This is a genomic window from Pseudomonas sp. R1-1, from assembly GCF_051132135.1.
GTDB lineage: Bacteria > Pseudomonadota > Gammaproteobacteria > Pseudomonadales > Pseudomonadaceae > Aquipseudomonas.
Map to the genome: position 1 here is coordinate 5,422,281 of NZ_CP071663.1, position 25,783 is coordinate 5,448,063.

The window sequence follows — 25,783 nt, forward strand, 5'->3', positions numbered from 1 at the left end:
CACCTCGCAGAGCTCGACTCAGGTCTCCAGTGACATGGCCGAAGCGGCCGGGCGTCAGCGCGAAGCGGTCGATATGGTGTCGACGGCGTTCCATGAAATGGTCGCCACCGCCAACGAAGTCGCACGCTCGTGCAGTCAGGCGGCGGATTCTGCCGACAGCGGCCAGCGTCAGGCGCGGCAGGGCCAGCAGCAGATCGATGCAGCAGTGCACAGCGTCGATCAGTTGAGCCAGGAACTCGAGCAGTCGGCGCAGTCGATGCAGCAACTGGAGCGTGACAGCACCGATATCCAGTCGATCCTCGGCACCATCCGTTCGATCGCCGAGCAGACCAACCTGCTGGCACTCAACGCCGCCATCGAGGCCGCGCGTGCCGGTGAACAGGGCCGCGGTTTTGCCGTGGTCGCCGACGAGGTTCGCGCGCTGGCCAAACGCACCGCGGATTCGACGGCGGAAATCGACGGTTTGCTCGGCAATCTGGCCAAGCGCACCAGCCAGGTCACCCAACAGATGCATGCCAGCCTGCAGGTTTCGCAGCAATCGGTGACGCGCATCGGCGAGGCGCGGGAAAGCTTCGGGCAGATCCGCGAATCGGTGGACGTGATCCGCGACATGAACACGCAGATCGCCACGGCGGCGGAAGAACAGCACCAGGTGGCTGAGGACATTAATCGGCACATCAGCCAGATTCATGGGGATGCGCAGTTGGTGGCGGAATTGGCTAATTCGGCACGGCTGGATTCGCAGAGTCTGGCGGGGTTGTCGAGTGAACTGGATGGGTTGGTTCGTCGGTTTCGGACCTGAGACTGTTGCGATCCCCTTCCCCTCACCCCAGCCCTCTCCCAAAGGGAGAGGGGGCCGACCGCGGTGTCTGGCGTTTTACATCGATCTGACATAGCGAGTTGATTATGGATTGCAGAGTCCGTCACCCCGAGTCGATTACGGATTTTCAGAATCCGTCGTCTCGGGTCGATTCTGGATTCGACGCTGCTCGCTCAGATCGGCGTATCTCATCAATATCCCCCCAATCAGTCCCCTCTCCCCCCGGGAGAGGGTTAGGGTGAGGGAAGGCCCTTTCAGCGTTCAACAATGGCAGTGACACCCTGCCCACCCGCCGCACAAATCGAGATCAACCCGCGCCCCTTGCCCGCCGCATCCAGCAACTTCGCCAGGTTCGCGACAATGCGCCCACCCGTTGCAGCAAACGGATGCCCCGCCGCCAGCGAGCTGCCCTTCACGTTCAGCCGGCTGCGGTCGATCGAGCCCAGCGGCGCGTCGAGGCCCAGGCGCGTCTTGCAGTAGTCTGGGTCTTCCCAGGCCTTGAGCGTGCACAGCACTTGGGCCGCGAACGCTTCATGAATTTCGTAGTAATCGAAGTCCTGCAGGGTCAGGCCATTGCGCGCGAGCAAACGCGGCACCGCGTAAACCGGGGCCATCAGCAGGCCTTCGGCGCCGTTGACGAAATCCACCGCCGTTGCTTCGCCGTCGCGCAGGTACGCAAGAATCGGCAGACCCCGTTCCCTGGCCCATTCTTCGCTGCCCAGCAGCACCACCGAGGCGCCATCGGTCAGCGGCGTGGAGTTGCCTGCGGTCAGCGTGCCTTTCGCGCTTTTTTCGAAGGCTGGTTTGAGGCTCGCGAGTTTCTCCAGAGTCAGATCCGGGCGCAGGTTGTTGTCGCGGGTCAGGCCGAGGAACGGTGTCATCAGGTCGTTGTGCCAGCCTTCGCGGTAGGACGCGGCGAGTTTGTGATGGCTTTCGAGGGCCAGTTGATCCTGTTCTTCGCGGGGGATCTGCCAGGTCTGCGCCATCAACTCGCAGTGCTGCCCCATCGACAGACCGGTGCGTGGCTCGCCGTTGCGCGGGTAATCCGGAATCAGATGCTGAGGCCGCAATTGCAGAAAGGTCTTCAGTTTGTCGCCAGTGCTCTTGGCGCGGTTGGCTTGCAGAAGAATCTTGCGCAGGCCTTCGCTGACGCTGATCGGCGCGTCCGAGGTGGTATCCACGCCGCCAGCGATGCCGCAGTCGATCTGGCCGAGAGCGATCTTGTTCGCCACCAGAATCGCCGCTTCCAGACCGGTGCCGCAGGCTTGCTGGATGTCGTAGGCCGGGGTGGCCGGTGACAGGCGCGAGCCGAGCACGCATTCGCGGGTCAGGTTCATATCCCGTGACAATTTCAGCACCGCGCCCGTCACCACCTCGCCGAGGCGTTGGCCGTGCAGGTTATAGCGTTCGATCAGGCCTTCGAGGGCGGCGGTAAGCATCGCCTGATTGCTGGCCGTGGCGTACGGTCCGTTGGAGCGGGCAAAGGGGATACGGTTACCGCCGATGATCGCGACGCGGCGCAGCTGGGTCATGAATAACTCCTTTTCACAATAATTGAATTCGCACAATCCCCTGTAGGAGTGAGCCTGCTCGCGATAGCGGTGTGCCTGTCAGCCCATTGTTATCTGACACGCCGCTATCGCGAGCAGGCTCACTCCTACAGGGTCCGCGTTGTTTCCGAATTTGTGTTTGGCAACAAAACTACCGCAGCCAAACTACTCTGCTTTGCAGCGTAGGCCTTATTGCGCTGATCGAACGATTGTTTGCCCTCGGCAGTCCACACTTTGAACCCCAACTTCTGGAGAGCGTTCCATGTCTGACCGCTATATCGACTTCGCCAACTCGTCCCTCGGCCACCGTCTGGTCGGGGCGTTGGGCCTGCCGTCGCCGGTGCGGCTGGAACGCTGGCAGGCCGGCCGGCTACGGCCGGTCGAAGGCGCGCTGCTGATCGGTGGCGGGCCACTGGTCGAGCGCATCAGCGTGTTTGCCAATCGCTTGACCGATGGCATCTACCGCTACGGCGAGCAACCGGCGAGCGCCAGCGAGTGGATTCCCGGTCATGGGCCGAAACTCAAGGCGGTGGTGTTCGATGCCAGCGCGTTGCAGCACACCGACCAGCTCAAACAGCTGCGCGAGTTTTTCCAGCCATTGCTGAAGAACCTCGAACACAGCGCGCATCTGGTGATTCTGGGTCGCGCGCCGGAAACCCTCAGCGATCCGTTTGCATCAAGTGCACAGCGCGCGCTGGAAGGCTTTTCCCGTTCACTGGCGAAAGAGCTGCGCAGCGGCGGTACGCTGCAACTGATCTATGTGGGCGAAGGCGCCGAAGATCAGCTGGAAGGCCCGCTGCGGTTTTTCCTCTCACCGAAAAGCGCGTTTATCTCCGGCCAGGTGATTCGCCTCAGCCCCTGCGCCACGCCGGTCAGCGACTGGACGCGACCACTGGCCGGGCGTAAAGCGCTGGTGACCGGCGCGGCGCGTGGCATCGGCGCATCGATTGCCGAAACCCTGGCGCGCGATGGTGCCGAAGTGATTCTGCTCGACGTGCCGCCGGCCAAGTCCGATCTGGAAGCCCTCGCCGCTCGCCTCGGCGGGCGCAGCATTACGCTGGATATCTGCGCTGAAGACGCCGCCGCGCAACTGATCGAACAGCTACCGGACGGCCTCGACATTCTGGTGCACAACGCCGGGATCACCCGCGACAAGACCCTGGCCAACATGACCCCGGAATTCTGGGACGCGGTGCTGGCGGTCAACCTCAATGCCCCGCAAGTGCTGACCAAGGCGCTGCTCGACAGCGGCACCCTGCATGACAACGCGCGGGTGGTTCTGCTCGCCTCGATCAGCGGCATCGCCGGCAACCGCGGGCAAACCAACTATGCCGCGAGCAAGGCCGGGTTGATCGGTCTCGCGCAGGCCTGGGCGCCAACCTTGCTGCCACGCGGCATTAGTATCAACGCCGTGGCGCCGGGTTTTATCGAGACACAAATGACCGCGCACATTCCGTTCGGCCTGCGCGAGGCTGGGCGCCGCATGAGTTCACTGGGCCAGGGCGGCTTGCCGCAGGATGTCGCCGAGGCTGTGGCGTGGCTGGCGCAGCCGGGCAGCGGCGCGTTCACCGGGCAGGCGCTGCGGGTCTGCGGTCAAAGCGTTCTGGGGGCCTAGGCATGAGCATCGAATGGCACACGCTGGACCGCGAACCGAACCTGCCCGCGCTGTACGCCAGGGCGGCAACGCGGCGCAAGATCACCGGCACGCAACTGCCCGACCGAGGACTGCGCTGCTGGGTCGACATCGACGGCAAACGTCTGGCAGCGTATCGCAAGGTCTGCGGCTTCGCCGACGACGGTTTGCTGCCACCGACGTATCCGAACATCCTTGCCTTCGCCTTGCAGATGCAGTTGCTCACGGACAAGGAATTCCCGTTTCCGCTGCTGGGGCTGGTTCATTTGAGCAACCGCATTCGTGTGCTGCGACCGCTGGGCGCGATCAGCCGGGCGCAGGTCAGCGTGCGTGTGCATAACCTGCAAGCGCATGCCAAAGGCGCGACATTCGATCTGTTGACCACGCTGGATGATCAACTCGGGCCGTTGTGGGAGGCGCAAAGCCAGATGCTCTGTCGCGGGGTGAAACTCGACGGCGAACCCGCCGAGCAAATCTGGCAACCCGCGCAAGCGCTGTTGGAGGTGGCGCACTGGCAAGCGCCGGCGGACATCGGCCGGCAATACGCGAAAGTCTCCGGCGACTACAACCCGATCCACCTGAGCGCTGCCAGCGCAAAACTGTTCGGTTTTCCCGCCGCCATCGCCCACGGTTTGTGGAACAAGGCGCGCACGCTGGCGGCACTCTCCGAGCACCTGCCCAAAGCCAATCTGGAGATCGCCGTGCATTTCCGCAAACCGGTGCGCCTGCCCAGCGAAGTGACGTTGCTGGCGAGCGCGGCAGGTTCCAGCGGCGAGTTGCGGCTGGTCGGCGCCGGGGAGCTTGAGCACATGGTGGGCCAGTGGCAGCCGATTGCCTGAGCGGATCGGGGTGCAAAGCCATTAATTGTGTATATATAACTAAGGTTTTTTGCCCGCCAATGCCCGCTTCTGAAAAATCCCAAGCCTTGATTTTCAAGGCTTTTTTTTGCGCCGCTATTACCAGGGTATTAGTCCTTAGGCACAGCGCCGCGCCCTTCGTATAAAGGCGTTAATACCAACTTGAGAATGGTGCGAAATCACCCGTCGACTGAGATTAGAGCCATGGACGAGGCATCGCCGACAACAGATCGGCGGGCCATCGAAGGCAACGTAACGTTGTGACAGGTGCAGGAATCTCGATCATGAAAACTCAAGTGATGTGGTCCAAATCGGCAATCGCGCTGGCATTGATCCTCTCCCTCGGCATCGCCGGCTGCAGCAGCGGCGGTGGCGGCCATCGCAGCAGTTCGGGCGGTTCAGGCAGCTCGACCGCGGATGGCACGGCGGGCACCGATGGATCGGGCGGCACGGGTGGAACCACTGGCGGTGGTGATACCGCAGGCACCGGTGGTACTGGCGGCGGCACCGGTGGGACGGGTGGCGGCACCGGCGGAACCGGCGGCGGCACCGATCCGACCAATCCGACCAACCCGACTGATCCCACCAATCCGACCAACCCGACCGCACCAGCGCTCGTGACGACCACGCTGGTACAGGATGTCGGCAAAACCGTCAGCGGTGTCGGCGATGGCGTGGGGCAGATCGGCGATTCCCTGAGTGGCCTCCCTGTGGCCGGCGGCATCGTGCAAAGCGCGGCCAACACGGCGGGCAACGTGGTCAGCACACTGGGTGATGGCGTCAGCAACGGTATCGGCAAACTGGCCACCGACCCGAAAGGCCTGACCACTACCGTGGCCTCGGTCGGCGGCGTGGTGTCGGATGTCGGCGACGGTGTCTCGGACCTGAGCGGCAAACTCGCCAGTGCCACCAGCAGCGTGCCGGTCGTCGGCGGTGTGGTCACGAAAGTGGCGCCGGTACTCGATGGCGTCGGCGTCAAAGTCACCATGCTCGGTGACACGCTCAACACCACCCTGAGCAACGGCCCGACCAGTCAGTTGACCAACAAAGTCGGCAGCGGCCTGGTTCCAGTGATCGCCATGGTCGAGAGCACCACCGACAAACTCGGCGATGCCACCGGCCTCGGCGATCCGCTCAAAGGCGCGGTGGCGCAAGTGGGCGGCGCGGTGAACTCTCTTGGCGGTAAAGTCACCGGCGCCGGTAGCGGCAATGCGCTGACCAACACGCTGGGCGGTGCGCTGAGCAACGCCGGCACGGCGGTCGGCAAAGCCGGTGGTCTGGTGTCCAACGGCAGCGGTTCCGGCACTGGCGGTGGTCTGGGTGGCGGTCTGGGCGGCACCGGCCTGCTGCAAACAGTCGGCGGTGCGGTGGTCAACGTCGGCGCAGGCCTCAACGCGGGCAATACCAATGGCGTGGTCAGTGCCGGTGGTGTGACCGCTGGCGCGCTCGGCAACACCATCGCTTCGCTCAACACGGTGCTCGGTGGCTCGGGGACTCCGATCACCGCCACTACATCACCACTGGCCACGGTGGGTGCCGCGGTCGGCGCGGGTCTGAACCCGGTCACCAGCGCGGTCACCAGCGTCACCCAGCAAGTCGGCGCCGCCACTGGCCTTGGCTCACCCGTTGCCGGCCTCACCGGCCAGGTTGGCGGCGCGGTCAGCAGCCTCGGCAACACCATTGCCGCGACCAACAACCCGGTCACTACAGCGGTCGGGGGTCTGGTCACTAACGTCGGCGGCACCGTGGCGGCAGTCGGTGGTCTGGTCAACAGCGGTACTGCCACTGGCGGCACAACTGGCGGTCTGGGCGGGGTACTCGGTGGCCTGACCGGCGCTTTGAGCGGCACTCAACGCTAAATTGCACCGGGCCGATTCGACGGCCTTACCTACAGCGCCTACGCTTGGTTGAGGGCGGAAGATTCCCACGAGTCTTCCGCCTTTTTTCTCAGGAAAAATCCGCCCAGTGCTGCGATCTGACCATGGAGTGTCCTATGCGCGTAATGGCATCCCTGCTGCTGCTCAGCCTCACCTCCACCGCCTTCGCCGACACCCTGCCCAGCTTTCTGAACAGCAACGAAACCATCCGCAACCTGCCCCAGCCGAACCTGCCGGCCGACGCCTATCGCCCGAGCGCCACGCCGCTGCAAGTGCCGGACCCCGGCGCGACTGCCACGCAGCCGCTGCTGATGGAAACCAAGGTCAATCTGCAGACCGTGCAGATCGAAGGCGGCACGATCTATCCGCTCAACGAACTGGCCGAAGTCTACAAACCGCTGATTGGTCGGCAGACCAGCCTCGCCGACCTGATCGAAGCCACGCGCACCATCACCCGCCGTTATCAACAAGACGGCTATCTGCTGTCCTACGCGTTTTTGCCGCAACAGAACTTCGACGACGGCGTCGCCCGAGTAGTGCTGGTGGAAGGCTACGTGCGCGATATCCAGATGCAGGGCGATGTCGGCCGGGTCAAAGGCCTGCTCGACAAACTGGCGGCGAAAATCCAGGCCGAACGGCCGCTGACCCGCAAGACCTTCGAGCGCTACACCACGCTGATGACGCGCATCCCCGGCGTAACGATCCAGGCCCAGGTGCCGCCGCCGGGTACCACCGATGGCGCCACCACCCTGATCGCCCAGGCCAGCCGCAAACCGTTCACCAGCACCCTGAGCACCACCGAAGACAACCGCAACGGCCCGCAGGCCCTGCTCGGCGTCAGCAGCAATTCGCAGACGTCAATGGGCGAGCAACTGACCCTCAGCGGCCTGTTTCCACCGGGCGATGACAAAGAGCATTACTACCGACTCGACTACAGCCAGTTCCTCGACAGCGAAGGCACCCAACTGAACCTTTCGGCCTCACGCTACCGCGCCGATCCCGACACCGAAGTGCTGGTCAACGGCGGCGGACGGCTCAGCACTCACCGCGAAAACGACCGCTACTCGATTGGCTTCAGCACACCCTTGATCGCCTCTGCCAACGAACTGCTGACCGCCGGCTCACGCCTATACGCGGTCGACGACAAGACCCGCTACGACGGCATCAACTTCCCGTTCAGCACCGAGTTGCGCACCGACGTACGCGCCCTCGCCTTCGAAGGCGACTGGCGCAAGGCCGACGCCCGCCAACTGCGCATCCTCAGCGCCGGTGTCTATCAAGGCTTCGACAGCCTCGGCGCACACACCAACTACGACGACATCGACCTGGACTTCTTCCGCGTGCGCCTGTCCGGCGTGCAGAGCGACAAATTCCTCGACAACTGGCAAGGCGTCCTCTCGGCCGCGCTGTACTGGAGCGACGACACCCTGCCCGACAGCGAACGCGCGGTGTTCGGCGGACAAAACTTCGGCCGCGGCTACCCCGACGACCAGGCCTCCGGCGACAAGGGCTGGGGCGTGGCATACGAGGTCAACTACAGCTTCAACCGCGACGGCAACTGGCTGCGCATCCTGCAACCGTACGTCGTCCTCGACCGCTCACGCAGCTGGTTCAACCAACTGCCGGTACAGGCCAACAACCTCTCCTCGACCGCCATCGGCTTGAGGTTTGGTGACGCCAGGTACTACAACATATCGCTGGAAGTGGCCAAGGCCATGTCGGATGAAGCGCTGGATACGTTGAATCGCAAACCGCGGTATAGCGTTAGTTTCAGTTATCAGTTGTAGGGGGAGGATGTTCGCGATGGTGGTTCGGCAATAAGCTTATTCAGGCTGAATCACCGCATTCGCGAGCAGGCTCGCTCCCACCATTGGAATGGGTGCGTTCTGGAAAATATTGGGGGCTGTGAGGTCGCCATCGCGAGCAGGCTCACTCCTACAATTGGACTGTGTGCTTTCAGTTACAGATTGGTCGGCAGTGAGGCCGCCAATCGCCAGCAGGCTGGCTCCCACAGTTTGGATGGGGGAGTTCTGCAGAATATTCGTTGGCTGTGCGGCCGCTATCGCTGGCAAGCCAGCTCCCACAGGTTTTGCGCTGATTTCAAGATAGGTGCGTGACCTGTGGGAGCCAGCCTGCTGGCGATGAACGATAACGCGGTGGTGCTGCCGATCAGCCTGGCAAGCCAAAAGCCAACCCTCACCCTAGCCCTCTCCCGGAGGGAGAGGGGACTCACCGAGGTGGATGTGAGAGATACGCCGACTTGCGATACCGAGTCGAATGCGAATTTTGAACAGCCCACAAATCGGCCCCCTCTCCAAGGGGAGAGGGCTGGGGTGAGGGGTAGCCGCACCACAAATGCCAAGCCAACCACCCGCTTCTAACCACTCAACAATGAGCGCCAGCTCGAGTGCTTTTGATCTTGCCTAACCAGCGACATCGGAAGGCTGAGTGGAGGGATTGATCCGGGCGTGGGAGCGCAGCGACCGTACGACGAAGTCGTACACAGCGGAAGGAGGTGCAGCGCAGCAAACCGTAGCCGCTGCGCCCGGATCGATCCCGGAGCGAAGGAACCCGAGCCTGCGAGGGCCGTACGTAGGAGCAAGCCTTTTGGTTCCTTTTTGGCGTCTGAAAAAGGGACTCGCCGTAAGGGCGAAACCGCCAGCCGCAACACCCAAAAAAACGGATATACACCCAAAACCAACCAAAGCCCGGTCGGCCCAAAGGCCGCCGCGCTCACCCCCTCCGAATCTTGGGAAACAAATTATCCAGCGTCTCAAAAAGCCGAACGTGATAAATCGGCTTGCGAAACAGATCCAGCACCTGCAACCGCAACATATCGCTGACATCCTCCATATCCGCATGCCCCGACATCACAATCACCGGCAAATGCTCCCGCGCCGTATGCTCACGCAAGCGCCGGATCAGCGACATCCCCGACTCCTCCGGCATGCGCAGATCAGTAATCACCAGCGCAATATCCGGATGCCGCGTCAGGTGATGCAACGCCTGCTTCACCGACGTCGCGGTATGACAGACAAAGCCCTCCCCCTCCAGCAACTCCGCCAACTCCAGCAACGCGTCCTCTTCATCGTCAACCAGAAGCAACTGTTGGCGGGGCATAGGGAGAGAATTCATGGGCAATCCCTGAAAACTGAAAGTAAACCAGAGTGTAGCCCGAGATCAGCCAACGGCGATCCACACCGCGATCAAGGCGTCGGCCTGGTTACAGCGGTCCCATCCAGACTGGTCAGAATGTTGTTGAAGATCGCCAACACCCGGTCACCCATCGGGGTAACGAATGCCACAACCACCACCGCGACCATCGCCACGACAATTGCATATTCAATCGCCGAAGCGCCCTCCTCGCTCTTGAACAACAAACGGGCCTTGGCCATCAGATATTCCAGATTCATACCAAACATACGCCTGCTCCTTCGCGCCTCTGGCGCCGACATCACCACCGCGGCAAGGTTCCACCGTGCAACCTGAGCATTGTCAACAAACCCCCGCCCAACAACTGTAAGAACGGATTAATCACAAAGCATTAATCCATGCCTGTGTACGCCATTTCCTGCTGTTAATTGGCCAGGACCCATACTTTAGTGGGTTATTTGCCTGTCATTAATGGCGCTTTTGTACAGATCAGCTAGCGTGCAAATAGCGAAATAGTTGCATGTTCATAGCTGCAGAATCGGGAATTTCTCTCGTTAACCAGTTCGACGGGTAGTGCAGCAGGAAAGGGAGAGCCGTCATGAACAGTCGCGTCACCATGGCCCTCGCCGCCATTCTTCTGTTGGGCGCCATTTTTGTCGGCTATTGGGGACTGGTCCTCAGTCGCCAACCGGCACCCGCCGCGCAAGCACCGATCGCCCCGGCGGTCAGCGTTGAAAACACTGTCGCGATCGCCGAAGAGCAGACTCGCCAACCGGTAGTGGTGCTGCTGCACGATGTGCCGCCGTTCACCGCACTGACGGCAGCCGATGTGACCGTAGAAAAACTGCGCAGCGCACCGGCCGGTAGCTTGAGCAATGTCGATCAGGCGATCGGCCGCACACCTTGGCGTTCCTTGAGCGCCGGCACCTGGCTCAACGATGAAAGTTTCAGCGCCGGCGGCACGCTGGCGCGGATGATCCGCAGTGATGAGCGCGCGCTGACCGTGGCAGTTGACGAAGTGATCGGCGCGGCCGGGCAGTTGCTGCCCGGCGATTACGTCGATGTGTTGTTGTACCTGCGTCAGGACGCCAGCAACCCGCAGCAGTCGGCGCAAACAGTCCTGCCGGCGATGCGCGTGCTCGGCGTTGGTGAGCAGTACGGCCTGACCAACGGTGGCCAACCGGCCACGCCAACGCTCAGCACCGAAGACAAACTCAAACAGGATCAACGCCGCCTCGCCGCACGCACGGTGGTGCTCGCGGTGCCGCAGCAATTGCTGAGCCGCCTGATGCTTGCGACCCAGGCCGGCACCTTGCGCCTGGCCGTGCGCAGCAGCGAAGAACAACGCCTGGCCAAATACTGGGCCGGCGAACAACAGTCCTCCGTGCAGCTTGATAACGCCAACAGCCAGCTCTTCCAGTTCACCCAACTGGCCATGGGCAGCGGACCGAAAACACCGTCCAGCAGCGGCGCAAACACAATCGCGCGCCCTGCGGTGGAAATCATCCGCGGCAATCAACTCAGCCAACAGAATCCATGACAGCGCAAGGATCCAGGTGCATGCAGAGTCGTTGCAGGTCGTCAGGGAAACACATGCTCCGCGTCTTGATGGTGATGGGACTGTCGCTGGACGCGGCGTTCGCCGCCGTTGGCAATTGCTCGACCCTCGGCCGTTTGCCACCGGTGATCGAGATCGGCGAAGGCTTTCAGCAGGACGTGCAGTCGCCCGTGGCGATCACCCGTCTGGCAATCGGCGATCCGAAAATCGCCGACGTGCACGCCAACGGCAGTTCATCGTTTTTGCTCACTGGCGTGGCGCCCGGCGCGACCAGCCTGATGGTCTGGACGGCCTGTTCAAGCGAGCCGCGCCAGAGCATGGTCTTTGTGCAGGGTGCCGCCACGGCGGCGATGACCGGCAGTCTGCCCTCGGACGATCCAAGCCTGCCGTCACAGGTGCAGACCGACATTCGTTTTGTCGAAGTCAGCCGGACCAAACTCAAGGAAGCCACGGCCTCGCTGATCGGCACGCGCGGCAATTTCCTTTTCGGTTCGCCCGGCACCCTGCCGCCGATTGACGGGGTGCCGCAGCCACGCCTGCCGGTGGATAACTCGCTGTTCAATTTCTCGTGGGTCGGCGGCAAGACCATGGCGATCATCAATGCCCTGGAAACCAGTGGCTTTGCCTACACCCTCGCCCGCCCGAGTCTGGTGGCGCTGAACGGGCAGAGCGCGAGCTTTCTTGCGGGCGGTGAAATCCCGATTCCGGTGCCCAGTTCCGGCAGCGACAGCGTGTCTATCGAGTACAAGGAATTCGGCATCCGCCTGACCCTGACGCCGACCATCATCGGCCGTGATCGCATCGCCCTGAAGGTCGCCCCGGAAGTCAGCGAACTGGATTTCGCCAATGCGGTGAACATTGCCGGCACCACGGTACCCGCGCTGACCATCCGCCGCACCGACACCAGCGTGTCGCTGGGCGATGGCGAAAGCTTCGTGATCAGCGGTTTGATCAGCACCACCAACAGCTCGCAGGTAAACAAGTTTCCCGGCCTGGGCGATATCCCGGTGCTCGGCGCGTTTTTCAAAGGCTCGCAGATCAAGCGCGAAGAGCGCGAATTGCTGATGATCGTCACGCCGCATCTGGTGCAACCACTGGCGGCAGACGCGCAATTGCCGTCGTTGCCGGGGGAAAAACTGCGCAACTACGACCCAAATTTCTACCGCATGTTTTTCCTCGAGAACGGCAATTTCGACAAGCGCAGCGGGTTATCGCAATGAGCCAGAACCTCAGCCAGACCTTTCTCGCCATCACCCGCAACAGCACTGATCTGGAGTGGCTGCAAGGTGCGCTCGCGCCGCTCGGCCAGGTAGTCAGCGCCGGTGGCGGCAGCCTCGACGAGTTGCTGGCATTGGTCGACGTCACGTTCGCCAGTCTTGTATTTGTCGGTCTTGATCGCGAGCACGTGGTCGCGCAAAGCGCCTTGATCGAGGGTGCGCTGGAAGCCAAACCGATGCTGGCGATCGTTGCCCTCGGCGACGGCATGGACAATCAGCTGGTGCTCAATGCCATGCGCGCCGGTGCGCGGGATTTTGTCGCCTATGGTTCACGCTCCAGCGAAGTCGCCGGGCTGGTGCGGCGCTTGAGCAAACGCCTGCCGCCGGTGGCGCCGAACACACAACTGGGGGGGCTCACAGTGATGTACGGCGTGCAGAGCAGCTCTGACGGTGCGCTGCTGGCCAACCACATGGCGCTGGTGGTGCAAAAGAGCGGCCAGCAGACCTTGCTGCTCGACCTCGGCCTGCCGCGCGGCGACAGCCTGGCGCTGCTCGGGCTGGAGAGTTCGTTTCATTTTGGCGATGCCTTGCGCCACTTGCGCCGGCTCGACGCGACACTGATCGACAGCGCCTTCACCAGCACTGAAGCCGGCCTGCGCATCCTCGCCTATGCCAGCAATGACGAGCCGCTGGAAAACACCAGCGCCGCCGAGCTGTACATGCTGCTCAGCGCCCTGCGTCAGCATTTCCAGCACATCGTCGTGAACCTCACCGGGCAGAGCGACAGCGAAGCCTTGCGCACGTTTGTCAGCCACTGCGACAAGCTGCTCTGGTACACCGACCAGAACGTGCTCAATTGCCGACGCAACCTCGCCGTGCTCAATCTGTGGCGCGAAAAAGGCATGAAGCTCGACCATGGCCGTCTGCTGGTCGACCGCTATTTGAGCAGCGTCGCGCCGAACGCGGAGACCCTCGGCAAAACCTTCAACCTCGAAGTGATCGCCACCCTGGCCCTGACCCCGGAAGTGCGTCTGAACGCGAAAAACCAGGGCGTCAGCCTGTTCGAACTGGCCCCGCGCGAGAAACTCACGCAGAACCTGCGCGCCCTCGGCGAGCGTCTGGCGAAACGCTCCGAGGGTCTGGCGAAAACCAAAGTCACCTGGTTCGACCGCTTGCGAGGCAGCTCATGAGCACAGAAAAGCTCTTCGGCGCCGCCCCGCGCACCGGCAGCGGCAACAGCGATCACGAAGGGCTGAAACTGGTCCTGCATCGCTACATCATCGATGCCCTCGAGGAGTCGGGGAAAAACCTCCTGGAAGGCTCGCGGCAGCAACTGGCGCAATTCGTCACCGACAAGGTCGCCGAGTACATCGCCCGTCTGCACCTGGCGATTTCTCGCTATGAAATGGAGCGGCTGGCGGAAGAAATCGTCGACGAGCTGACCGGTTTCGGCCCGCTGGAAGTGCTGCTGCGCGACCCATCGGTGACCGAGATTCTGGTCAATGGCCCGCACCGGGTGTTCATCGAACGCGACGGCGTGCTGCATCAAAGCGATCTGCGTTTTATCGATGCGCATCATGTCGAACGAGTCATGCAGCGGATTCTTGCGCCGCTCGGGCGGCGCCTCGACGAGTCTTCGCCGATGGTCGATGCGCGCTTGCCAGATGGCAGCCGGGTCAATGCGATCATTCCGCCGATCGCCCTCGACGGCCCGTGTCTGTCGATTCGCAAATTTCGCAAGGACATGCTCAAAAGCAGCGATTTGATGGCGATGCAGACCATCGACCTGGCAATCTTCGAGTTTTTTCAGAACGCGGTGGGCAAGCGCTGCAACATCCTCATCAGCGGCGGCACCGGCACCGGCAAGACCACGCTGCTGAACATTCTCAGCCAGTTGATCAACCCCCAAGAACGTCTGGTGACCATTGAGGACGTCGCCGAATTGCAGCTCGGCCATCCGCATGTGGTGCGCCTGGAAACCCGCCCGCCGAATGCCGAAGGGCATGGCGAGGTAAAGGCCAGCGACCTGATTCGCAATGCCCTGCGCATGCGCCCGGACCGGATCATCCTCGGCGAGATTCGCGGCGTTGAAGTGGTTGATGTGCTCACCGCGATGAACACCGGCCACGACGGTTCGATGAGCACCGTGCACGCCAACAATGCTCAGGATGCGCTGCTGCGACTGGAAACCCTGGTCGGTCTGACCGGTCGTTCCATTGCCGAACGCACCCTGCGCCAGATGATCTGCGCCGCCCTCGACGTCATCATCCAGTTGACGCGCATGCCCGACGGGCGCCGCTGCGTCAGCGAAGTGGTGGAAGTGGTCGGCATTCGCGAAGACGTCTACGTCACCAACACCTTGTTCCGCCTTGATCGCCGTACGGGTTTCGGCTTTCTGCGCGAGGCGGTCAATCCGGCTGGCGACAAGTTGCGCCATGACGCGCATCCGATCTGACGGCGAGGAGCAGCGAACATGTGGTCACCGCTGATTCTGATCCTTGTCTGCCTGACCCTGCTGGGGCTGTCGATCCGCCTGTTCCTGCAAGGCCTGCGCAAGACCGCCACGGAAAAAGTCCTCAACCGGCTGGCCGCCGGGCAACCGCAGCCGGCTGTGGAGAAGCCCGTCTGGGTCGGGTTGGAGCGGATGTTCCTGCGCGCCGGGCTGGGCCGGCCGACCGAGCGTTTTGGCCTGTGGCTGAGTCTGTGGGCAGTGGCGATGGGGCTGGGTTTCGTGCTCGCCGACTGGGTCGGCCTGCTGCTGATGATCGTCATGCCGCCTCTGACGCTGCGGCTGTATATCGCCTTCCTTTACCGGCGCCGGATCAAACGCATGATCGAGCAACTGCCGCAGTTGCTCGATCACACCGTACGCAGCCTGAAGTCCGGGCGCACCCTGAGCGACGCGGTCATGGGCAGCATCGACGCCAGCGAAGATCCGTTGAAAGCGGCCATGGGCCGGGTGCAGCGCAACGTGCAACTGGGCGTGAACCTGCCCGACGCCGTCAGCGATTTTGCCGAGCTGTATGAACAGGACGAACTGCGCATGTTCGCCCTCGGCCTCAAGGTCAATCACCGCTACGGCGGCAACGCCAGCGAACTGCTGGAGAATCTGATCAAACTGATCCGCGAACGTGATCAGGGCGCGCGACAACTGCGCGCGCTCACCGGCGAAACACGCATGACCGCTTGGGTGCTCGGCGCATTGCCGCTGCTGTTGGTGAGTTACTTCATGCTGACCAATCCGGGATACATGCTCGGCATGTGGAACGACGCCGGCGGAAGGCAGATGCTGATCAGCGCCGCTGTGCTGCAAGTGGTCGGCAGTCTGGCGCTGTGGCGCATGTTGCGGAGCGTTTGAGATGGTCTGGCTCGCGGCACTCCTGCTGCTCGGCGCGCTGCTGCTGGTGACCCATCACTGGCTGGTCGAGCGGCGCCGGGTACGGCAAATCAACCAGCGCCTGCAAGGTCAAACCTTGCGCGAAAACCGCTTCGGCAGTTGGCTGCGCGCAGTCGGCAGCAGTCGTTTTGGCCAGCGCTCGGTGAGCATCGACAGCGAAACCCAGACCCTGCTCAACCGCCTCGGCTGGCGCCGCGCCAGCGAACGATCTCTGTATGCCGCCTGCCAGATCGGCACGCCGTTGTTGACCCTGGGTCTGGCGATCTTTCTGCAGCAAGTGTTCTTCCCCCAGGCCAGCAACCGCTGGATCGTGCCAATGCTCGCCGCCGGCGGCGGCTATCTGCTGCCCAAACGCGTGCTCGCCTACGCCGCGGCGCGACGCCAGCGCACCCTCGCCGTGGAGATATCCACCTTCATTCCGTTGCTGCGCATCCTCTTCGAATCCGGCATGGCGGTGGAACAGGCACTGCGCGTGCTCAGCAGTGAAGCGCAAAAACTGCTGCCGGAACTGACCGGCGAACTGCGCCTGATTCTGGCGCGCGTCGACAGCGGCCTGGAACTTGGCCAGGAGCTGCACAAAGCGGCGGTGATGCTCGCCGTCGACGAGTTCAGCGATACCTGTGTGATTCTCGAACAACTGATTCACCAAGGCGGCGGCGCGATGAAATCGCTGCTGGCGCTCAAGCAACTGCTGGATGACCGACGCCTGACCCGACTGCAGGAATACATTTCGAAAATGTCGGCAAAGATGTCGGTGGTGATGATGCTGTTTCTGTTTCCAGCCTTGCTGATCGTCCTCGCCGGCCCGGGCTTCACCGCAATTGCCCGGGCCTTCGCCAACTGACCCTGGCTCATGGAGAGCGTTTGATGAAAGTACTGATTGTCATGGCAAGTCTGTTGCTGCTCGGCGGTTGCGCCACCGACGGCCAGGCGCCGTGGACGGCACTGCTGTCACCAACCAGTTGCAGCAAAATGACCCAGGAGCAGGAACTGGCGTTGAATCTGGCGGATGACCTGGCCAACGACGGCAAACTGCACGCCAGCCTGGCCAACCTGCAAAGCCTGCCAGACAACCTCAGCGAAGTGCGCCTGCGCAAAGCCAAGGTCTACCGCCTGCTCGGCCGCAGCGAAGCCGAACCGTTGTATCGCAGCCTGCTCGGCGGCTGCCTGACCGCCCAGGCCGAACACGGTCTGGGCCAGATCTACGCCGCCCGCAGCGACTACGGCCAGGCTCAGGCCCACCTGCAACGCGCCGCCCGCCTGGCGCCCACCGACGAGAAAATCCGCAACGACCTTGGCGTGGTCTACCTCAACCAGTTGCGTCTCAACGACGCGCGTTTCGAATTCCTCACCGCCATCGAACTCAAGCAGAACAACGAATTGGCGACGCTGAACATGGTCACCCTGCTGCTGTACCAGAACGACTGGCCGCAAGCCGCCGAGATCGTCAGCCGCGCCAAACTGACCCCGGAACAATTCACCCAGGCCCAACAACGCGCTGAACAACTCAAAGCGCCGGGCAAAGCCAAACCGCCGACTGGCAATCAGGTCGCCGCCGTGGCCGACCCACTGCCGCCGTCGCTCAAATAAGGAGACAGCCATGCATCCCCTCAAAGGCCTGTGCTACCTGACCCTGCTCACCCTGCCCCTCAGCGCCCCCGCCATCGACGCCGGCCCCGCCTCGGCGCAACAACAGGAAACCGAAGGCTGGCTGCTCCTGCAAAGCCGCAACAAAGCCGCCTCACAAAAACCGCAAACGGCCACCGCCACTGAACGCGACCTGGCGATGCAGCGCTGGTTGAAAAAGTACAAATACGAGATACCGGATTTTTATGATCCGGATGCGGGTGGGAAGGTTGAGACCAAGAATTAGTGAAGCGGTGAGCTTGCGGACGCCTTCGCGAGCAGGCTCGCTCCCACATTTGGATTTGGTGTGTTCAGTCAGGAATGGGGCGCCTGATGGCAAAGCCAAAAGCCAACCCTCACCCTAGCCCTCCCGAAACGTCGGACCGCCCGGAGGGAGAGGGGACTGACCGGGGTGGATGCGAGTGCTTCGCCGACTTGGGATATCGAGTCGTACTCGAACTTTGAAAATCAAAAGCCCCTCACCCTAACCCTCTCCCGGAGGGAGAGGGGACTGACCGTGGGGGATGCGAGAGCTACGCCGACTTGGGAAATCGAGTCGTACTCGAACTTTGAAAATCAAAAGCCCCTCACCCTAACCCTCTCCCAGAGGGAGAGGGAACTGACCGTGGGGGATGTGAGAGATATGCCGACGTGTGATACCGAGTCGAAGTCGCGTTTCGAAAATCAAGAGCCCCTCACCCTAGCCCTCTCCCGGAGGGAGAGGGGACTGATCGGGGTGGATGCGAAAGGTACGCCGACCTGGAATATCGAGTTGAATACAGCGCTTGAAAAGCACACCAATCGGCTCCCTCTCCTCGGGGAGAGGGCTGGGGTGAGGGGCGAATACACCGCAAATCCCCAGCCGAACGCCGTGCTTTTCACCACTCAACAATGAGCGCCAGCTCGAGTGCTCTTGATCTTGATCTTGCCTAACCAGCGACATCGGAAGGCTGAGTGGAGGGATTGATCCGGGCGTGGGAGCGCAGCGACCGTACGACGAAGTCGTACACAGCGGAAGGAGGTGCAGCGCAGCAAACCGTAGCCGCTGCGCCCGGATCGATCCCGGAGCGAAGGGACCCGAGCTTGCGAGGGCCGTACGTAGGAGCAAGCGTTTTGGGTTACCTTTTTGGCGTTTGAAAAAGGTGACCCGCTGTAAGAGCGGAACCGCCAGAAGCAACACCCGAAGCAACGGATAAACACCCAAAACCAACCAAAGCCTGGTCGGCCCAGAGGCCGCCAAGGGTCAATGCGCCGTAACCCGCTGCCGCAACGCAGAACCACTGGGCGCCAAGGCCAACGCCAACTGCGTGCGATTATGCATATGCGTCAACCGCAACACCTGCGACACATACAGCTTCACCGTGTTCTCGGTAATCCCCAACTCACAGGCAATCTGATAATTGGTCTGCCCCTTGCCCACCAACCGCGCCACATCGAGTTGGCGCGGTGACAACTGACTGAACAGCGCCGGCGTCTCCTGCGCCTCGCCCCCGTCAGGCTCACCGCCCGACACATCGCGAGCCACCGCCGCCGGACTGCGCCGCACCTTGTCCAGATCCTGATAAAGATCGTCGATCGACTCCGACAAGAACTGCAATTTCTGATTCAGATGCCCCAGATGCAGATTCTTCTGACGCTCCTGCAGCGCCGCTTCCTGACGCTGCACGCCCTCAAGCAACTCATCCAGATTGATCGGCTTCTGATAGTAATCGGCAATCCCGGCGCGCAACGCCTTGATCACATCCTGCTTGTCGGCACGCCCGGTGAGCATGATCGCCTCGAACACCCGATGCTTGCCGGCCAGCCGCTGCAACTCTTGAATCAGCTGAATGCCATCCATGTCCGGCATGTGCAGATCGCTCAGCACCAGGCCAATCTCGGCATCGTCACTGAACCGCTCGATCGCCTGCAGACTGGATTGGCACGGCACGCAGCGGTAGCCGCTGCTTTCCAGAAACTCGCACAGTTCCTCGACCACCAACGGCTGATCGTCGACCACAAGGATTTTCACCGCAGACGTAAGCTTGTTCACGTGCCACTCCATTGCCTTGGGCCAAAGCTGACCATTCCTGTACTGCCAGCTTCTGGCTGTATACCCCGTTTCAATTGAAAGTAGACCTACTTTCCGACTATGTACATAGGACTAGTGGCGCTTGGCGATCAACGAATCCAATACAGAACGGGGATGGCACCGATCAGCACGAACGGTGCAAATGGCAGCTTTTTTGACGTGTCTGGTCGCAGATTTTCCAAACGATCTCTAACTCGTTGACTCATATGGAGCCAGAGTCTTGGCGCCAGCAACATCCAGATCACACTAGCGATACCCGCGCCGATAAACACGCCAAGAATAAACAGACCGTCCGTCGCAAGCCCCAGAGCTGTCATTAATTTCACATCGCCGGCGCCCATGCGCCCCATGAAGAAGCCCGGCAACGTCAGCGCCAAGGCAATCAGAACCGCCCACCCGCCCTGCCCGGCTTCCGCGCCCAGCCAGGTGTTGTGGGTCACCAGCAGATAAACCAGCGCCAGCGCAGCAGCCCCCAAGGTGAGCAGGTTAGGGATGCGCCGTTGCCGCGCATCCTGCGCGGCGCACAACACCAGCCAAAGCAACAGGATCAAACTGTGCATCCGCTAAAAGCCGTCCGTTTTTGCTGAATGATTCTATGCTGATACTACGCAGTGACAGTCAGGGTAGACGCACTCATGAAATACGCCTTCCGGAAGTCGCAAACAGGTGCGGTGGCGATTGAGTTCGCCTTGGTGTTCATCATCTTTTTTGCGGTGTTTTACGGCTTGGTCAGCTACAGCCTGCCGCTGGTGATGATGCAGTCGTTCAATCAGGCCACGGCCGAAGCGGTACGCCGCAGTGTTGCGGTTGATCCGAACACGCCCAACTACTCAACCGTGGTGATCAACACCGCGAACGCGACGCTGACCCAGCAATTGTCCTGGATTCCGCCGGTCTTCAACCTGGTGGTCGGCGTTGATACCAGCACCCAATACAGCGGGACCGGCCTGCTGACAGTGCAAGTGAATTACCCGGTCAGCAAGCTCAACCAGGTCATGCCGGTTCTGCTGTTGCCGGGCATCGGCCCGGTCCCCAGCCTGCCCAGTCATCTGACCGCCACCTCGAGCCTGCAATTTTGACCTCGGGCGACAAGCTCTTCGGGCGCTTGCTCAAACGCAGCACATTCGCCGCCCACGAATTGCCCGACCGGCTCGGCTCGCCCACCAGTGGTTTGCATCTGTACCTCAACGACGAAGGTGGCGTCGTGCAAATGGCCGGGCCGCTGCGGCATCTGCTCGCGCAACACAAACCTCAAGACAAGCCCTTGCCGCTAAGCACTTATGTGCAAGCGCACAGCACGCTGGCGATCGAAGGCCCCCCCAAGGAGTGGCAAGGCCTGTTGCTCGATCTGGATTTTTCCGGCCTCGGCGAGCAGACCTTGCACCTGCGCGGCTGGGTGCAGCCGCTGGGCGATGGCTGGCTCCTGCAATTGATCGATATCGGCGACTTGTTGCTTGAACGCCAGCAAGCGCGTCAGCGCGACGCCTGCCAATCGATTGCTGCGCGGATCAGCGAGCAGGTGCGTGCCTGCAGCCTGGCGCGCTTGCCAGAAGTCGTCGGCGAACAACTGCAAGTGATCGCGCAACGTTGGCACATCCCCTGTGTGGCGCTGGCCTTGCTCGATGACGAGCAAAAAGGCTGGCAGGTGTATCGACAGTATCGCGCTCACGATACGCCGAACCTCTGGGACGACGGTCAGCGTCTCGGCACGCCGCTCGACAGCCTGAGCAGCGCTGCGCCGCAGCGGATCGGCGGGCAGCCGGGGTTCGACGAGCATTCGCGGGTGCAGGTACTGTTCGGCAATGCCGAAGGTTTCGCCGTGCCGTACAGCGATGAGCGCGGCGTGGTCGCCTGGCTGCTTTGCGCTTTTTACCCGGTCGAAACGGCCGCGCCTCACCTCAGCGAGCGCGACTGGACGGCGCTGCTCGGCGCCCTCGCCGGCCCCTTGCTGGGACGTCTGCGCGAACACCAGCATCAGTTGCAACTGGAACGCGTCGAAGCCTTGCAAACCCTGCTGGGCAGCGGTTGGTGGGAAATCCTCGCCGAGCGCCAGCGCGTGCAACTGGCCCCCTCGCTGGCCGCTGCGCTGCAGCTGGACCTTGGCGATTCAACCCTTGAGGACTGGCTGGCGCAGATCCACCCGGCCGATCGCGACGAGTTGCGCAGCCGCCTGCACGGCTTGCAGCAGCACGGCGAGGCCCTGACGCTGTCGGTGCGTCTGGCCGGCCGCGAGCCTGCGCAGCCCGCAACCTGGTACCGAGTGCAAGGCCAGGCTACAGGCAGCGGCGCAAACCGGCGGCTGGTCGGGTTCATGCTCGACATCAGCGACATCCAGAACCAGCAGCAACGCGCCGCTGCCGCACACGCACGGCTGGACAACCTGATCGCCAGTTCGCCTGCGGTAATTTACGTTCAGCAATACCGCGAGGGTGCGCTGATTCCGACGTTTTTCAGCGCCAGCCTGCAACCGCTGCTCGGCTGGAGCCTGGCCGATTGCAACGATGGGGCGCTGATCGAGATGATCCATCCTGACGATCGCGACCTGTATTTCCAGCGCACGCGTCAGCTGCTGCGCGAAGGTGCAGTGCGTGGGCGTTATCGCCTGCGTGATCGTCACGGCAGTTATCACTGGCTGCTTGATGAGGCCAGATTGCTGCGTGATGACCTTGGCCTGCCGGTGGAAGCGGTGGGTTTGTGGCTCGACGTCACTGAAGCGACGCTGGCCGCCGAGCAGGTGAAAAACAGTGAAGAGCGCTACCGGATCCTGGTCGAGGATTCGCCAGCGATGATCTGTCGCTATCGCCCTGACTTGATTCTGACCTTCGGCAACCGCCCGTTGGCGACATATATGGAGTGTGCGCCGCAGGCACTGCCGGGAGTCGATCTCGGCAGCTGGATGTCCGACGAGCAGCGCAGCGCGTTCGTTCAACGTCTCGCCGCGCTGACCCCGGAACAACCGGTGAGCACCGCGGAAATCAGCCTGCAACTGCCCGGCCGCGAACACGCCTGGTGGGTGTGGTCCGATCGCGGCGTGTTCGACGAGCATGGTCATTTGATCGAGGTGCAAGCAGTGGGCCGCGACAACACCGAGCTGCGCCGCTCGCAGCAACAACTCACGCAAAGCGCGAAAATGGCCACCCTCGGCGAAATGGCCACCGGCCTGGCCCATGAAATCAACCAGCCGCTGAACGTTATGCGCATGGCCATCGTCAACGTGCTCAAACGCCTGGGCAACGGTGACGTGCAGATCGACTACCTGACCGACAAACTCAACCGCATCGATGCGCAAGTGCAGCGCGCGGCGAAAGTGGTCGATCACATGCGCGTGTTTGGCCGGCGCTCGGAAATCGAGCAACAACTGTTCAACCCCGTTTACGCCATCGAAGGTACGTTATCGCTGCTGGCCGAAGGTATGCGCGGCAAAGGCGTGGACCTGCGCATCAGCGAGACCGCATTCGAAGTCCAGGTGCGCGGTTACGTCGATCAGCTGGAGCAAGTGCTGATCAACCTGATGGTCAACGCGCGTGACGCATTGCTCAGCAAGCGTGAAAAGGAATCAGCGTTCAAGCCATGGATCTCGATGTATGTCGAACGCGACCAGCAGCATGTGCGGTTGTGGGTCGAGGACAACGGCGGCGGCATCGATGCGCGCTTGCTCGAACGCATTTTCGAACCGTTTTTCACCACCAAGCCGATCGGTGTCGGTACCGGGCTGGGTCTGTCGGTGAGCTATGGCATCATCGACAACATGGGCGGGCGCTTGAGCGTGCGCAACTCGGTGGAAGGCGCACGGTTCTGCATCGAATTGCCGATTGCCAGCGACGCCTAGATCACCAGATAGGCCTTGCCGGTCTGGCCGCAGGTCATGTTGGCGCCAACCTTGACGTCCATCAGGTTGATACCCAGGCCTTTGAGCAGGTTGTTGAGCAACGGGTCGAGCAATGGGCTGATGGTGCTGGTCACGACTGGCAACAAACGGTTGGTGACATCACTGATCAACGAAGCGACGCCGCTGACAATCGCGCCCAGCGGATTGCTGCCCACGGGTTGGTAGACGATCAGATTGATCCCCGCCAGCGAATTCGAGAGGCTTCCGACGAGATTGCTGGTCGGCACAGCGGGCAGCACGCTCGCTGGCAGTTTCAGGTTGGCCGGGGTGGCGAACGGCGTGCTGCTGGAGAACACCAGGTCCTGGGAATTCTGCGCAACGCTGGTGTCGAGCTTGATGCCGATACCCCCCGCACCAAACGGTACGTGAGTGGCAGGATTACAAGTGCCGAGCAAGAGGATCTTGTGGCAGGTGACGATGCCCAGGTCGATCAATGGCAAGGGCGCGACTGTCGGCTGGGCGGCGGAAGAAAAAGCGTTGATCGGGTCGATCTTGCCGAGCTTGAGGTCGGCCAGCGAAGTGACGGTATGCGCGGTCAGGCTCTTGGTACCGCTGGTGCCTGTCGGGCAGGTGTAATCGGTCACGTAACTTTTCGCGCCGCCGGCGTCTAGGCTGATGTCGATCCGTGGCGATGCCAGCAATTGCGGATCCAGCTGCTCGCAACCGGCGCCCAGCAGACACAGCGCTGAATTGAGCGTGCCGACCAGATGCAGACTCAGCAGCGCGTTGAGTGTCGGGGTCAATCCAGCTACGAGCCCCAGTACCGCATTGGTCAGTCCAGTCACCCCGGACAACACCGGAAGATTCACCGAAAGCAGCGTACGCACCTGCGCCGAGCGCACATAAATCCGGTCTGCCCCCAGCGGGTCGACCTTGGCTCGCGCCGGATCGCCAATCGCGGAAAGCTGCGGCGGCTCGATCACCTTGACCCGCACCGTGACATTCGCCAGCCCCAGCACGCTGACCGGCAACGTCGCCGCCACCGCGCTCTTGCTATTGGCCAGTTGCACCACGCCTTGAACCAGTTGCAGCAGTTGCAGATTCGCGTCCAGCCCCGCCGCCGTAGTGCCGGTCTGCAATTGCAGGATGTCGCCGAGTCTGACCGGTGCCGCGTTGATTGCCGCCACCTGTAGCTGACCCAGTGCGGTAGTCACCTGGGCAGTCGCGCCGCCGAGTTGCACCACCGTCGCCGCCGCCTGAATCAGTTGCGTGACGCTGGTTTGGGTATTGAGTAATTGCGTGTAATCACCGGCGGTGACGTTGAGGTTGATCGCCAACTGATCGAGGTATTTCAGCAGGTTGATATCGGTGTTGAGCAAGCCTTCCCAGCCCAGCGCAGTGAGGTTGACATTACCGCCCAGCAGGCCGGAAAACAGCGGATTGAGAATGTTCGATTGCGCCGTGTCGATCGTCGCCAGGTTACTGCGGATATTCAGCTGGGCCACGGTCGGCTGCGGCTTGGCAGCCACTGCCGAGGCATTCAGCGTGGTATTGAGGCTGACCGGGGTGGCACTGAACAACGCCTGCACGCCACCGGCGAAACTGCTGGTAACGGTGCGGCTGGCCGCGACCTTCACCGCGACCGCTTGGGTGGCATCCACGCTGAAGGTGCGCAGCCCGGTCGCCGCCGTTTGCAGCGTGCCGCAGGTCGTCGCGAGGGTGTTGCTGGCGTCAACGACGTAGCCGTTGCGCAACGCGCTTTGCCCGGCGTAATTGGCGGCGCTCAGGCCCGGCAGGCAAGTGCCGCCACGGCTGACCGCTTCAAGCGCAGCGTTGTCGACCACGCGCTGCAACTTGCGTTGCTCCATGTACAAGCGGCCGCTGTCGACCACCAGCAACAGCATGACCACCGCCAGGCTGAGCGTGGCCGCCGCCATCAACCCGATCGCCCCGCGCTGCCGGGCCGGGCCGTTGAATCGCGAACGAGGTGACATGGCGCACTCCTTTGCCGTGACCTCCTGTGGGTGTTGGTGAGTGTAGACGGGGCTGGGGGCTGTGCATCCTCGCGTACAGACAAACAACCCTGTGGGAGCCAGCCTGCTCGCGAAGGGGCCGTGTCAGACGAATCAATGTTGAATGACACACCGCATTCGCCAGCAGGCTGGCTCCCACAGGTGAAATGGGTGTGCTGGTAA

At 62.1% G+C, this 25,783-nt stretch carries 21 protein-coding genes and 1 pseudogene; 16 read left to right on the plus strand and 6 right to left on the minus strand.

What is annotated here, in order from left to right:
- Positions 1–202 precede the first annotated feature (202 nt).
- A pseudogene (locus J3P75_RS24355) lies at positions 203–802 on the plus strand (methyl-accepting chemotaxis protein); the annotation flags it as partial.
- 272 nt (positions 803–1,074) lie between these two features.
- Here the strand turns inward: J3P75_RS24355 and J3P75_RS24360 are convergent.
- Entirely contained in the window at positions 1,075–2,352 is a 1,278-nt protein-coding gene (locus tag J3P75_RS24360) for an acetyl-CoA C-acetyltransferase (RefSeq protein WP_434708466.1), read from the minus strand.
- A gap of 280 nt (positions 2,353–2,632) precedes the next feature.
- Between J3P75_RS24360 and J3P75_RS24365 the strand changes: the two genes are divergently transcribed.
- From J3P75_RS24365 to J3P75_RS24380, 4 genes are all read left to right on the plus strand, one after another.
- The gene (locus tag J3P75_RS24365) at positions 2,633–3,985 is read left to right on the plus strand and encodes a 3-oxoacyl-ACP reductase (protein WP_434708467.1); all 1,353 of its coding nucleotides are present in this window, start codon (positions 2,633–2,635) and stop codon (positions 3,983–3,985) included.
- Positions 3,986–3,987: 2 nt separating this feature from the next.
- Positions 3,988–4,842 carry a MaoC family dehydratase gene (locus J3P75_RS24370; RefSeq protein WP_434708468.1) on the plus strand — a complete coding sequence of 285 codons (855 nt, stop codon included), beginning with the start codon at positions 3,988–3,990 and terminating at the stop codon, positions 4,840–4,842.
- 302 nt (positions 4,843–5,144) lie between these two features.
- The gene (locus J3P75_RS24375) at positions 5,145–6,719 is read left to right on the plus strand and encodes a collagen-like triple helix repeat-containing protein (RefSeq protein ID WP_434708469.1); all 1,575 of its coding nucleotides are present in this window, start codon (positions 5,145–5,147) and stop codon (positions 6,717–6,719) included.
- A gap of 134 nt (positions 6,720–6,853) precedes the next feature.
- Positions 6,854–8,524: a ShlB/FhaC/HecB family hemolysin secretion/activation protein gene (locus J3P75_RS24380; RefSeq protein WP_434708470.1), complete on the plus strand. Its 1,671-nt coding sequence runs from the start codon at positions 6,854–6,856 to the stop codon at positions 8,522–8,524.
- A gap of 946 nt (positions 8,525–9,470) precedes the next feature.
- Here J3P75_RS24380 and J3P75_RS24385 read toward each other — a convergent pair.
- On the minus strand, positions 9,471–9,872 hold the full coding sequence (locus tag J3P75_RS24385) for a response regulator (protein WP_434708471.1): 402 nt from the start codon (positions 9,870–9,872) through the stop codon (positions 9,471–9,473).
- Between the two features lie 71 nt (positions 9,873–9,943).
- Entirely contained in the window at positions 9,944–10,159 is a 216-nt protein-coding gene (locus tag J3P75_RS24390; protein ID WP_434592666.1) for a Flp family type IVb pilin, read from the minus strand.
- Between the two features lie 329 nt (positions 10,160–10,488).
- Between J3P75_RS24390 and cpaB the strand changes: the two genes are divergently transcribed.
- From cpaB to J3P75_RS24435, 9 genes are all read left to right on the plus strand, one after another.
- A complete protein-coding gene (cpaB, locus tag J3P75_RS24395; RefSeq protein ID WP_434708472.1) occupies positions 10,489–11,430 on the plus strand; it encodes a Flp pilus assembly protein CpaB in 942 nt (313 codons plus the stop codon).
- Between the two features lie 20 nt (positions 11,431–11,450).
- The gene (locus J3P75_RS24400) at positions 11,451–12,668 is read left to right on the plus strand and encodes a type II and III secretion system protein family protein (protein ID WP_434708473.1); all 1,218 of its coding nucleotides are present in this window, start codon (positions 11,451–11,453) and stop codon (positions 12,666–12,668) included.
- Entirely contained in the window at positions 12,665–13,855 is a 1,191-nt protein-coding gene (locus J3P75_RS24405; RefSeq protein WP_434708474.1) for a pilus assembly protein, read from the plus strand. Before J3P75_RS24400 ends, J3P75_RS24405 begins: the two co-directional genes overlap by 4 nt.
- Entirely contained in the window at positions 13,852–15,120 is a 1,269-nt protein-coding gene (locus J3P75_RS24410; RefSeq protein ID WP_434708475.1) for a CpaF family protein, read from the plus strand. The genes J3P75_RS24405 and J3P75_RS24410 overlap by 4 nt, the downstream gene beginning before the upstream one ends.
- 18 nt (positions 15,121–15,138) lie before the next feature.
- Positions 15,139–16,023, plus strand: coding sequence for a type II secretion system F family protein (locus tag J3P75_RS24415; protein ID WP_434708476.1), 885 nt, complete (start codon positions 15,139–15,141; stop codon positions 16,021–16,023).
- A gap of 1 nt (position 16,024) precedes the next feature.
- Complete coding sequence (locus J3P75_RS24420) at positions 16,025–16,906, plus strand: type II secretion system F family protein (protein ID WP_434708478.1); 882 nt, start codon at positions 16,025–16,027, stop codon at positions 16,904–16,906.
- 23 nt (positions 16,907–16,929) lie between these two features.
- Positions 16,930–17,652 carry a hypothetical protein gene (locus J3P75_RS24425; RefSeq protein ID WP_434708479.1) on the plus strand — a complete coding sequence of 241 codons (723 nt, stop codon included), beginning with the start codon at positions 16,930–16,932 and terminating at the stop codon, positions 17,650–17,652.
- A gap of 10 nt (positions 17,653–17,662) precedes the next feature.
- Positions 17,663–17,935: a DUF3613 domain-containing protein gene (locus J3P75_RS24430; protein WP_434708480.1), complete on the plus strand. Its 273-nt coding sequence runs from the start codon at positions 17,663–17,665 to the stop codon at positions 17,933–17,935.
- A gap of 165 nt (positions 17,936–18,100) precedes the next feature.
- Complete coding sequence (locus J3P75_RS24435; RefSeq protein ID WP_434708481.1) at positions 18,101–18,583, plus strand: hypothetical protein; 483 nt, start codon at positions 18,101–18,103, stop codon at positions 18,581–18,583.
- 348 nt (positions 18,584–18,931) lie between these two features.
- Here the strand turns inward: J3P75_RS24435 and J3P75_RS24440 are convergent, their stop codons facing one another.
- Together J3P75_RS24440 and J3P75_RS24445 are read right to left on the minus strand one after the other, a co-directional pair.
- Entirely contained in the window at positions 18,932–19,720 is a 789-nt protein-coding gene (locus J3P75_RS24440) for a response regulator transcription factor (RefSeq protein WP_434708482.1), read from the minus strand.
- Between the two features lie 128 nt (positions 19,721–19,848).
- Complete coding sequence (locus tag J3P75_RS24445; RefSeq protein ID WP_434708483.1) at positions 19,849–20,319, minus strand: A24 family peptidase; 471 nt, start codon at positions 20,317–20,319, stop codon at positions 19,849–19,851.
- A gap of 75 nt (positions 20,320–20,394) precedes the next feature.
- Between J3P75_RS24445 and J3P75_RS24450 the strand changes: the two genes are divergently transcribed.
- Positions 20,395–20,838 (plus strand): TadE/TadG family type IV pilus assembly protein, encoded by a 444-nt coding sequence (locus tag J3P75_RS24450; RefSeq protein WP_434708484.1) that lies wholly within the window; start codon positions 20,395–20,397, stop codon positions 20,836–20,838.
- On the plus strand, positions 20,835–23,588 hold the full coding sequence (locus J3P75_RS24455; RefSeq protein ID WP_434708485.1) for a PAS domain-containing protein: 2,754 nt from the start codon (positions 20,835–20,837) through the stop codon (positions 23,586–23,588). The genes J3P75_RS24450 and J3P75_RS24455 overlap by 4 nt, the downstream gene beginning before the upstream one ends.
- Here the strand turns inward: J3P75_RS24455 and J3P75_RS24460 are convergent.
- Positions 23,585–25,582 (minus strand): pilus assembly protein TadG-related protein, encoded by a 1,998-nt coding sequence (locus tag J3P75_RS24460; protein ID WP_434708486.1) that lies wholly within the window; start codon positions 25,580–25,582, stop codon positions 23,585–23,587. The genes J3P75_RS24455 and J3P75_RS24460 overlap by 4 nt on opposite strands.
- Between the last annotated feature and the right edge of the window lie 201 nt (positions 25,583–25,783).